Origin of the sequence: Ornithinimicrobium jinqii (assembly GCF_045032595.1) — a bacterium.
Lineage (GTDB): Bacteria > Actinomycetota > Actinomycetes > Actinomycetales > Dermatophilaceae > Ornithinicoccus.
Genome location: NZ_JBJFZS010000044.1, coordinates 1 through 9855, shown reverse-complemented (window position 1 = coordinate 9855; position 9855 = coordinate 1). Strand labels below are relative to the sequence as shown.

The following is a 9855-nucleotide window of genomic DNA, read 5'->3' as shown; positions in this document are numbered from 1 at the left end:
GGGGTGGGGAGGGAAAGCCGTAGTGGGGGCCCAGCCCAACGGGGGCCCCCCCCCGCTCCTGCGCGAGACACCACCCTGCTCTCGTCCACGGGTCGCCATCGGGTTCAGCTCGACCCCGAGCGCGGTGGCCCCCCACGGGCGGCCTCAGCACTCTCGAGCAGCCCCCCGAGGTGAAGTCCATGCTCCGTCATGAGGCCGAAGGGTATAACAGCGCGGTGGCGGTGGACGTCCTCTGTGGAGCGGAGGTGGTGCTGACACCGTTCAGCACGATCGACGAGGAGTTCACCGCGTGGGCAAGCGGCTGGGCTGGGTCGCCACCCGAGCGACCTGCGGCACACCGCTGCGCGAGGGCCGCAGTCCGCTAGTAGGGGGGTGCTGGCGACTCCCCGTTGGCTGTCTCCTCGATCCAGTCGACCACGGCATCGGGCAGCAACACCTCGGAGGAGTCGTCCCCGTGCGTCCACCAGGGGTCGGATCGGTCGGGTCCACCGGCCATCTCGATCTGCCCGAGGACCGTGGGCGGCACGGGACTCCCGTTGTTGTCCATCAGCCACTGCCTCGTCGCTGCCGAGAGCTTGGGCCACCACGTGTCGATCGCCATGGGTCGAGTCTCGTCGTCCGTGCCCATGGCGTCAACGGTCGCGACTCGGCCGGACCCTCGCCCTCCAGCGGACGCGTCGAGGCAGTCCTCCCCGTGTGACCCAGGGACGGCTGCGCTCCCGCTCCGCCCGCCTCGACACCCGATGGACCATGGCTCGGGCCAGGGTGCCGACGCGTGAGCTGATCCAGGTGCAAGGGGCGTGGCTCCCCGTCCGCTCGTGGCGAGCAGGGTGACCCGCGAGCGGGGTCCACCTCGCGCCGGTCGGTCTCGCTGAACCCGAGCTTCGCCAGCACGCGACGCGGTGTTCCACTCCCGCACCGTGGCCCAGACACAGTCCGACCGAGGTGGGAGGGTTGCTGCGGATGGACGCTTCCAGCTCCCTGGCTGAGGGCGACCACCAGCACCGATCCGCATGCGGTGCTCAGTCGATGACGCGCTCGCCCCGAAGGAGACGCATGGCCAAGCTCATCTACTCGATGATCCTCTCGCTCGACGGTTACGCCGAGGCGGCGGAGGGCGACCTCGGCACTGGCCCCGCCGAGGACCAGGAGGTGCATGCCTTCATCAACGACCTCTTCCGCCCCGTCGGCACCTACCTGTACGGCCGACGGATGTACGAGACGATGGTGTTCTGGGAGACCGCGCACACCGAGCCCGACCTTCCGCCGCACATCCTGCAGTACGCCCGCGACTGGCAGTCCGCGGAGAAGATCGTGTACTCCACGACGCTGGGGTCGGTGTCCAGCGCGAAGACCAGGATCGAGCGGACCTTCGACCCGGACACGGTGCGCAGGCTCAAGGCCGAGGCCGTTCACGACCTCTCCGTCGACGGCCCGAACCTCGCGGCCCAGGCGATCGCGGCCGGCCTGGTGGACGAGTACCACCTGTTCATCACCACGAGCGTGGTCGGCGGCGGCAAGCGGTTCTTCCCCGACGGCGTGCGCCTCGACCTCGAGCTGGTCGAGGAGCGTGCCTTCGACAGCGGACTGATCTACGCGCGCTACCGGACCCGCTGAGCCGCACCGGTCCGGTGACGCTGCCGCGTCCGAGCCGGGCAGGTGGGACGCGGTGATCTCCGCACCTAGGCGCGGAGCGGGAGGCTGCCTGGTTCTACGACCTGTTCGGCGCTGGTGACGTCGACCCAGGACCGGGCGGGATCCGTCAGGTGGTCGACGACGTCCTCGACCGGCGCGTCGATGATGACGTCTTGGTGAGCCTGCTCATCGGTCTCATCGCCTGCGTCCAGCCTCGATCTTCAGGACAGGCCGGAGCGGGCAGTCCCAACTGGTGATCGCGGTGTTGCAGGGCATCTCCGCGAACCGCGGATCTGGGGGTCGGCCCGTGGGCGGTGCTCCGCATGTCAGTGCGTCGCAGGAGTGAAGTGGGGCGGCCTGTCCGCGCTCAGGGCCCACCGAAACACCATCAGACCCACAGGGCCGCCAGGAGCGTGGTCGCACGCTCTGCCGCGCCCGTGCGTGGGCAGAAGTCCGGCGCGACTCTGCGCCCCGCTGATGTGATCACGTCGCTGGGCGCGTGGCGGTGTTCCGGGTCCAGACGAGCCAGAGCAGGGTGAAGCCCGTCTCGAGCAGCCACAGCGTCACGGCCAGGAAGTAGAGCCCCGGTCTCGGCTGGGGCGACGCGCCGATGACGATGAGGATCAGCGAGCCCAGCATGAGAAAGGTTCTCGGGAGGGCGATCCGCATACCGGACGGTGAGCAGGAGGGGCAGGCCATCGTCCCCGGCCGCGCTGCCCGGCGTCCGCGCAGTGGCCGACCCTGCCTTGCCAGGTGATCCGTTTCTGCCTCTCGCCTCCCACGGACGGCACACCAGCCCCCGCCTGTGAGCTCGCAGCCTCCTCCAACCTCAACCCGAGACGCTCGCAGCACCTTGGAGGCGAGCTCTCGAGGGCCTGATGGCCGGCGGCGGCTCTGCCTCCCTCCTTCGGGTACGTCTCGGAACGCGGCCTGTTGACGATCTCGTGGTCGCACCATACGGTTTTGGCTATGGGCGAGGGCAGCACGACTCCGAGCGGTATGACGCGCTTCATGGTCAAGAGCAGGATGGGCTTGGACCGGGACTTCGAGGCACTCGGCCCGGACGGGAAACGCGCCTGGTATGTCGATGGGAAGTTCGGCCCACGCCCGGCCGCCGAGGTGCAGGACGCCTCCGGCACCGTGACTCACCGGCTCAAGGGCCGTCTTCTCGGCATCCCGAAGAAGATCTCGGTCTCCGACGTCGACGGGACCGAGGTCGCTTCCATCAAGGCGAAGATCTCTCCCCTCAAGAGCAAGATGGTCATTACCCTTTCCGACGGCGGGGAGTGGCTTCTGGAGGGAAACCTCATCGAGAAGGACTACACGATCACCTCCGGCGGTGCGGTGGTCGCCACCATCTCGCAGAAGTTCCTCACGATTCGCGACGCCTACACGCTTGACGTCGCCGACGGCGTGCACCCCGGTCTCGCGCTGGCAACGCTCTGGGCGGTCGACGCCTTCCGCGAGCAGCGCTGAGCAGAATCGCGGGCTCTGAGCCTGCCGCTGTTCAGGGGGCTTCGAGAGCGCGGACCGCGGCCCTGGATCTGTTCCAGCTCTTGGGCGGCAGGCTTGGTGGATCGAGCATCTCGGACCAGGCGACGGCAACGGTCTCGTCGTAGAGGTGTCCGTAAGCCGGTGCGGGGGGCAGGAGGTTCTCGGCGGTCCGTGCCACGACGGTCCACGTCCGGCCGCCAGGAACACCACCGTGAGAACCACCCCCAGGAAAGAGGCCGCGCCCCAGGTCCAGGCATGCCTGCGTCCCTCCCGATGCCCAGGCGTTGGTCGACCTGCCAGGTTCGTCCCGGCCGGCCGGCCACGAGCAGACCCACCGGTGCGACCACGGCGAGCACCTTTCGGGCCGCCGCCCGGACTTGTGCCGACGGCACCGGAAGGCCCAGGCTGCGGAAGAGCCACCCTGCGGACGCACCCAGACCGTAGGCGATACCCAGGAACACCCCCGCCAGCACCATCTGAGCGTAGCCACCGGCCGCGCTGCCCTTCTGCATCAACCGCGGCCGCGGGATCAGCGAAGGCAGGACTGACGACCACACGGCGAAAGTGCCCAGCACCGCCGCTGTGAGGCCGAGCCGTCGCAGCCGCGGGCGCGTCGTCGCCACGCCACGACTCACCGGAGGTGCGTCGTCGGACGACGCCCGCGAAGCAGACAGGTGGTGACCTCCGGTGATGTGGAGTGCTCTCGATCGGACGCGCGCCCGTTTCGCCGATGAGTTATTCCCAGATTGAGGTAGGCAACCTGTCCGCGTCAGGGCCAGCGGCCACCTGCCCGATCGGGCGCCCGCACTTTGCCAGGTCCTTCCGCAGGTGGGCGCGGCGTGCCATCCTGACCTTCAGCTGTTGGGTGCACCCGAAGCCCCGACGATGAGCAGCGCGAGCGAGCTCGGAGGTGACGGCGCTGGGACACCACTCCTCTGCACCCGACGTGGAGCTGCTGCGTGCCTTCGAGCCGGTGGCACGGTTCACCCGCGGTGAGTTCTTCTACCCCGTGTCGGTGAAGCGGTACGTCCAGCAGGCAACACTGTGGGACGACTCCGGTGGCCAGCCCACGGTTGCTGCTGCCGCGGGGACCCTTGACCTGGCCAGGCTTGGTGACGTGGCGCTCGCGGGCCGTGCTGGGCAGCTGTCCATCTCAGGGCTCGGCGACGCAACGGGTGAACTGCGACGACAGGTGCTCCCGCGCACCGAGCGCCCGCCGCGGCTCCGGGGGTCTAGCCGGCTGGCGAGTGTGGGCCTCAGCGCGCGGCTTGTCGACCTCGGCAACCGCCTCTCCCTGCTCTTCCGGGGGAGCGTGCCCGGGGGCAGCGCCGCACAGTCATTCATCCTGCAGCGCGACCACCTGCAGCCGGACCAGCCGACCTACTACGGCAGGGTGCTGCGTGAGGAACAGTGGATGGTCTGCCAGTACTGGTATTTCTACGCCTTCAACAACTGGCGGTCCGGTTTTGGCGGCGTCAACGAGCACGAAGGTGACTGGGAGCAGGTGACCGTCTACCTGGACGGCACCAGGGCGACCGGCTCCGACCAGCTGCCACAACCCCGCTGGGTGGCCTTCTCCGCCCACGACGAGACCGGTGACGACCTGCGCAGGCGCTGGGACGACCCCGACCTGACCGTCGTTGGGAGCCACCCCGTCGTCTTCGTCGGCGCTGGGTCCCACTCCGGGGCCTACCGTGCCGGCGACTATCTCGTCACGGTTCAGCCGCCCCGGCTGGTCGGGGTCGCCGCTGTCCTTCGGGCCCTGGGGCGGGTCTTCGTGCCGTGGGCGACGACCGCTAGGGGAGGCTTCGGGCTGCCCTACGTCGACTATGCGCGGGGCGACGGTCGTGGGATCGGCCCGGGCGAGGATGACGACTGGTGCCGAGTGGTGATCGACGACGAGACCGGGTGGGTGGTGGACTTCCCCGGGCTATGGGGTCACGACACGCGCGATCGCCTGGGCGGTGAGCGGGGTCCGGCCGGGCCACGGTACGAGCGCGACGGTTCGGTGCGCGCCTCCTGGGCCGACCCTGTCGGCTGGGCTGGGTTGGCCAAGGTCGCCCCCAACGATGCGGTGGAACGGTCGTTGCTCCAGGAGCGCATCGTGAGGATCGACCAGGAGCTGGCTCGGGTCGACAACCAGGTGCGGGACGGCGCAGAGCGCCTGGGGGTAGAGGCTGCGGGGACGCCTCCGGGGCGCTCTGCGGGGGGAGACCTCGCCGTGCAGGAACAGCAGCTTCATGAGCTGAGGCAGGCATCCGTCCGACTTGGAGACGAGCGTCGGCGAGTGCGGCGCCAGCTGGCGGGAGGCCTTCCCCCGACCGGCCCACATGCTCACCTGAGCCGCCGGATGACCCCCATCGAAGCTCCCCGAGGAGCCAGGGGGCGCCTGCTCTCCTGGTGGGCGGTGCTCAGCACGCCATTGATCCTGTGGGCCGTCGGCGCCGTCGTCTACCCCACCCTAGGCGTGGCCGCGGTCGCCACGGCGATCGCGTGGGTCGTGCTGCTCATGATCATCGAGGGAATCGTGAGAGGCCAGTTCGTCGCGGTGCTCCTCCGGCTGGTCGCAGCGGCCATACTGGCCATCGCACTCTGGTGGTTCGTCCTGGACTGGAGGTACGTGGTCTCAACAGTCTTCTTCGCCTCCGCGGTCATGGCCCTCGGCGTCAACTTGCGTGAGGCCTGGCGCCGGTGAGCGGCCGCAGCAGCGATCGCGGCGCAGGCCCGGGTCCTTGCTGAGGTCGGCTGAACCGTGGTGCTCTGCATGTCGTGGCCGAGTTGCACCCCGCTCAGCTGGCCGCCTTGACCGAGGCCGTGGCGGGTCCTGCAGCGCTGCATCTGGACATCACCAGCACTGTTCGGCGCACTTGGCCCCGTCGGTGGGACTGTTTCCCCGCGCTCACGTCCGCCCTGGTCGACCTCGGCACGAGACCTCATCGGCAGTTCACCGTCCATGTTCCAGGGTGCCCCCTCACCAGTCCCGTTTCGCGGGCAGTCCTAGATGTGGCCCCCGGCCGGTTTTCGCGGGCACTTCAGGTGAGTCTCGTCGGATGGTTGCGTGGACCGGCTCGCGGTGTCATCCTGGACAGACCTTGGACAAAGGTTGTCCAAAGATGTGACTGAAACGAGGACGAGATGGCTGAGACCACCCCCGCGCAGCGGGGCGGCATGACGGACGGCAACGACCAGGCGGTGTCCGGGACCGATCAGGGGGGTGGCCCTCGTGTCCAGGTCGCTGACACCGGTGGAGGGACCGTGCGAGTTCAACCGCGTTGGTACATCGGAGTGGCGGTTTTCGTCGCCTACCTCGCCATCGTGTCCGTCATCTGGGCGGTGGTGGGGTTTGACTACGACTCGGTCGCCGAGTCGACCGAGAACGTGCGCAACGGCATCGTTGTGCCGATCGGTGTCGGTGCCGTGTTCCTGGCCGGCGTGACGACCTACCTGGGCTGGTGGGGCCCGGTGATGCGCGAGGTGCCCAGGACGGCTCCCAGGTGGACGCTGCTCGTGCCGGTCGGCATTCTCCTCATTGCCCTGGCCATGGCCCTCTCCGTCGACCCCGACCAGGTCTCCACCGGCTTCCTGCTGACCCTGGCAGCGGGTGTCCTGCTCGTGGGCTTCTCCGAGGAGCTACTCACCCGCGGCCTGACGCTGGTCGGCTTCCGGGGGCAGGTGTCCGAAGGGTGGGCCTGGTTCGCCTCCTCGGCCTTGTTCGCCCTCCTGCACGGCATCAACCTGCTCTTCGGCCAGAGCTTTGCTGCCACCGCCCAGCAGATGGTCTTCGCGTTCGTGCTGGGCTCAGCACTGTACGTTGCACGGATGGCCACCGGCTACCTGGCAGCGGCGATGCTGCTGCACGCGCTTTGGGACTTTGGCGCCATCGGCTCCGAAGCGACCGACAGCGCCAACGTGGTCGCCTCCCTCTTCATCTACCCCCTTGGCATCCTTGCCCTCGTGGCCGTCTTCTTCGTCGTTCGAGCCAAGAACGCCGAACGCGTCAGGCAGCACTGATCTCTGAGGCTGAATGCCGTCTCGGCGGCGGGCGTTGAGGGACTAGGTGTTCTGCCCACGAGGGTGGGCACGCCGTCGGGGGGTGAGGCGCCTTTGGCTGCGGTGACCCTCGACACCTACGGGCACCTCATGGGGAACCGACGCCGAGCGGGCAGCCATCGACCGGATCAGCCGCGCCTTCGGGCACCAATCAGGCACCAGTCCGGGCCAAACCTCACGCCAACCGCTGACGCTGGAGCCGAAGGAGAGCCTCTGACCTGCACAGACACGACGTGCCCCCGGCAGGATTCGAACCTGCGTCACCCGCTTCAGAGAGCGACCCTGGCTGGGGTAGACGATCACCAACTCGAGTCTTGCCTGGTCAGAGGTCTAGAGCATATGGACGGTCGTGATGAGCAGTGGGCCCACCGAGGTGGTTGCGTCCCACTGACGTCCCCCTGAGCGGGTTTGCTCAGGTCACCTGATCGACACGCGGCTATCATGGGATATCACCGGAGGTGAACCATGCCCGACATCCTGATTCGCAACTTCCCCGGCGAAGACCTCGCTCTGCTCGATGAGCAGGCCAGACGAGCCGGGCTGTCCCGCACCGAGTATCTGCGCAGACGACTGCATGAGCAGGCGCACCGTGACCAAGCCCCGGTGACTGCTGCCGACCTGAGCGCGCTCGCTGAGCTCATCACTGACCTCGCCGACGCCGAGGTCCTGCGCGACGCCTGGTCATGACCACCTGGCTCATCGACAAATCGGCCCTGGTCCGACTGGGTGCCAGCCCGCGGGCGCGAGACTGGGCGACCCGCATCGAACGGGGCTTGGTCGCCATCTCGACCGTGACCCGGCTCGAGGTCGGCTACTCGGCACGGTCAGCCGGCGACTTCGTCCGCGCACTGGACCTGCCTCCGGTCGCCTCCATGCCTGTGGAGTATCTGACACCAGCGATGGAGGACCGTGCACTCCAGGTTCAGCGCCTACTAGTGCAACGTGGGCAGCACCTCGCCCCGTCCATCCCCGACCTGCTCATCGCCGCCACCGCCGAACTCAGCGGGCGCACCGTGCTGCATCTGGACAAGGACTTCGACCTCATCGCCGAACTGACACAGCAACCGACCGAGCGACTCGAAAACTGAGTTGTCCGCGCTCCTAGGCCCTGGCAACGCTCCGCGGCACTAGCGTGCGTCCCACGCTCCCTTGCGGCATTGGAAGGCGTTGTAGCGCTGGGGTCTGGACGTGAGGACCGTCCTCCTGATGCGCTTGTCGGGCTTGGTGTCCCATCGCCTTCGGGAGGACGTTCAATGTCTGACCGTAGTGGTGTCTGGCGTGGTGACCGGAACCGGAACGCCCGGCTGGCCCGCCTCGGGCGAGCGGTCCCGATCGGCAACGCGATCGTGGGGATCGACCTGGCCGAGCGCAAGCAGATGGTCGTGGTGTGCGACCACGACTCGCGGGTCCTGGCCCGGCGCACCTTCCGGTGCAAGGCCTGGGACCTCGGCGCCGCGCTGGACTGGGCCGGTCAGCACGCGACCCGGCACGGGTTCGACGGGGTAAGCGTGGCGTGCGAGCCGACCGGTCACCGGTGGCGGGTCCTGGGCCGGCTTGCGGCCGACCGGGGCATGGGCTTCGTGTGCGTGCAGCCCACGATCTCCTCGTGGGCGCGCACGTCCGGGGACCTGACGTTCGACAAGACGACGACATGGACGCCGTCCTGATCGCCCGGCTGGTCGGGCAGCTGCGCTGCTCCCTGCCCGAGCCGGTCGACGGGACCTGGGGCCGGTTGCGGCACCTGGGCACCCGCCGCGCCCGGCTGCTGGAGGAGCACGGCGCGTGCGTGCAGCAGCTGCGTGACCTGCTCGAGTGCGTCTGGCCCGCGGTCCTGACCGCGGCCGCGCAACCGTTCAGGTCCACCACGTGGGTCGCCGCGTTGAGCGTGATCCTGCGCGGCGACGGCGGGGACCTGGACCGCACCCGCCGCCCTGGGTGCGGCCCGGTTCGAGCGTCTCGTCCGCACCGAGATGGTCCGCCGCGGGAGGGTGCGTCCCTGCCTGCGGATCGTGCGCAACCTGTTCACCGCCCTGTCCGACCCGGCCGGCGTGGTCACCCACCGGGCCGGCGCGTTCGAACGGATCGCCTGGTTGCTCGGCGACCGGGACCGGGCCCGCGCCCAGCAGGTCGACGTCGAGGCTCAGATGGCCGCCGTCCTGGACGAGCTCGAACTCACCAACCTGGTCACCGCCATCCCCGGCCTGTCCCCGGTCGGGGCCGCGGCGATCCTGGCCGAGACCGGTGACCTGTCCCGGTTCACCTCCGCCCGGGCGGTGGTCAAGCACGCCGGCCTCGTGCCGCGGGAGCGGATGTCCGGCACCTTCACCGGCAGAGCGAGACTCACCGGCGCCGGCCGGCCAGGGCTGCGGACCGCGGCGTGGCGGGCGGTGTGGGGGTGCCTGCAGACGAACAAGGTCCACCCCGCCCGGTACCGGCACCTGGCCACCCGGGAGAAGAACAAGCCGAAGGCGACCCAGGCGCAGACCGTCATCGCGGCGGCGATCCTGCGCCAGCTGCACGCCGTCGTCGTCCACCGCCAGGCCTGGGACCCGGTCCTGGCCACCGGCGGCACCAGGGCGCAGGGGCCCGCTCGTGGCCGCCTGACCGTCGGGGGGGGGGGGGGGGGGGGGAGGAAGGGGGGGGGGGGGGGGGGGGGGGGGGTGGGGGGAAGAACCG

11 protein-coding genes are annotated in these 9855 nt (G+C 69.4%); 8 read left to right on the top strand and 3 right to left on the bottom strand.

Going from position 1 to position 9855, the window contains the following annotated elements; all coding sequences use genetic code 11:
- Window positions 1-361: 361 nt before the first annotated feature.
- Window positions 362-601, bottom strand: coding sequence for a hypothetical protein (locus ACI3ET_RS15900; RefSeq protein WP_405034051.1), 240 nt, complete (start codon window positions 599-601; stop codon window positions 362-364).
- Between the two features lie 455 nt (window positions 602-1056).
- Here ACI3ET_RS15900 and ACI3ET_RS15895 point away from each other — a divergent pair, with 455 nt between their 5' ends.
- Entirely contained in the window at window positions 1057-1617 is a 561-nt protein-coding gene (locus tag ACI3ET_RS15895) for a dihydrofolate reductase family protein (RefSeq protein WP_405034050.1), read from the top strand.
- Between the two features lie 501 nt (window positions 1618-2118).
- On the opposite strand, the gene ACI3ET_RS15890 is transcribed toward ACI3ET_RS15895, so the two are convergent.
- Entirely contained in the window at window positions 2119-2304 is a 186-nt protein-coding gene (locus ACI3ET_RS15890) for a hypothetical protein (RefSeq protein ID WP_405034049.1), read from the bottom strand.
- Between the two features lie 300 nt (window positions 2305-2604).
- Here ACI3ET_RS15890 and ACI3ET_RS15885 point away from each other — a divergent pair, with 300 nt between their 5' ends.
- Window positions 2605-3111, top strand: coding sequence for an LURP-one-related/scramblase family protein (locus ACI3ET_RS15885; protein ID WP_405034048.1), 507 nt, complete (start codon window positions 2605-2607; stop codon window positions 3109-3111).
- Here the strand turns inward: ACI3ET_RS15885 and ACI3ET_RS15880 are convergent.
- Window positions 3024-3686, bottom strand: a complete 663-nt coding sequence (locus tag ACI3ET_RS15880; RefSeq protein WP_405034052.1) for an alpha/beta-hydrolase N-terminal domain-containing protein — start codon at window positions 3684-3686, stop codon at window positions 3024-3026. The two genes, ACI3ET_RS15885 and ACI3ET_RS15880, sit on opposite strands and share 88 nt — an antisense overlap.
- A gap of 353 nt (window positions 3687-4039) precedes the next feature.
- On the opposite strand from ACI3ET_RS15880, the gene ACI3ET_RS15875 reads away from it, so the two are divergent.
- From ACI3ET_RS15875 to ACI3ET_RS15850, 6 genes are all read left to right on the top strand, one after another.
- Complete coding sequence (locus ACI3ET_RS15875) at window positions 4040-5824, top strand: hypothetical protein (RefSeq protein WP_405034047.1); 1785 nt, start codon at window positions 4040-4042, stop codon at window positions 5822-5824.
- Between the two features lie 440 nt (window positions 5825-6264).
- Window positions 6265-7140, top strand: a complete 876-nt coding sequence (locus ACI3ET_RS15870; protein ID WP_405034046.1) for a CPBP family intramembrane glutamic endopeptidase — start codon at window positions 6265-6267, stop codon at window positions 7138-7140.
- A gap of 504 nt (window positions 7141-7644) precedes the next feature.
- Window positions 7645-7866, top strand: a complete 222-nt coding sequence (gene vapB / locus ACI3ET_RS15865) for a type II toxin-antitoxin system VapB family antitoxin (protein WP_405034045.1) — start codon at window positions 7645-7647, stop codon at window positions 7864-7866.
- Window positions 7863-8267, top strand: coding sequence for a PIN domain nuclease (locus ACI3ET_RS15860; RefSeq protein ID WP_405034044.1), 405 nt, complete (start codon window positions 7863-7865; stop codon window positions 8265-8267). The genes vapB and ACI3ET_RS15860 overlap by 4 nt, the downstream gene beginning before the upstream one ends.
- Window positions 8268-8432: 165 nt before the next feature.
- Entirely contained in the window at window positions 8433-8846 is a 414-nt protein-coding gene (locus ACI3ET_RS15855; protein WP_405034043.1) for an IS110 family transposase, read from the top strand.
- 342 nt (window positions 8847-9188) lie between these two features.
- Window positions 9189-9855 (top strand): transposase (locus ACI3ET_RS15850; protein ID WP_405034042.1); only part of this gene is annotated, 667 nt, incomplete at its 3' end.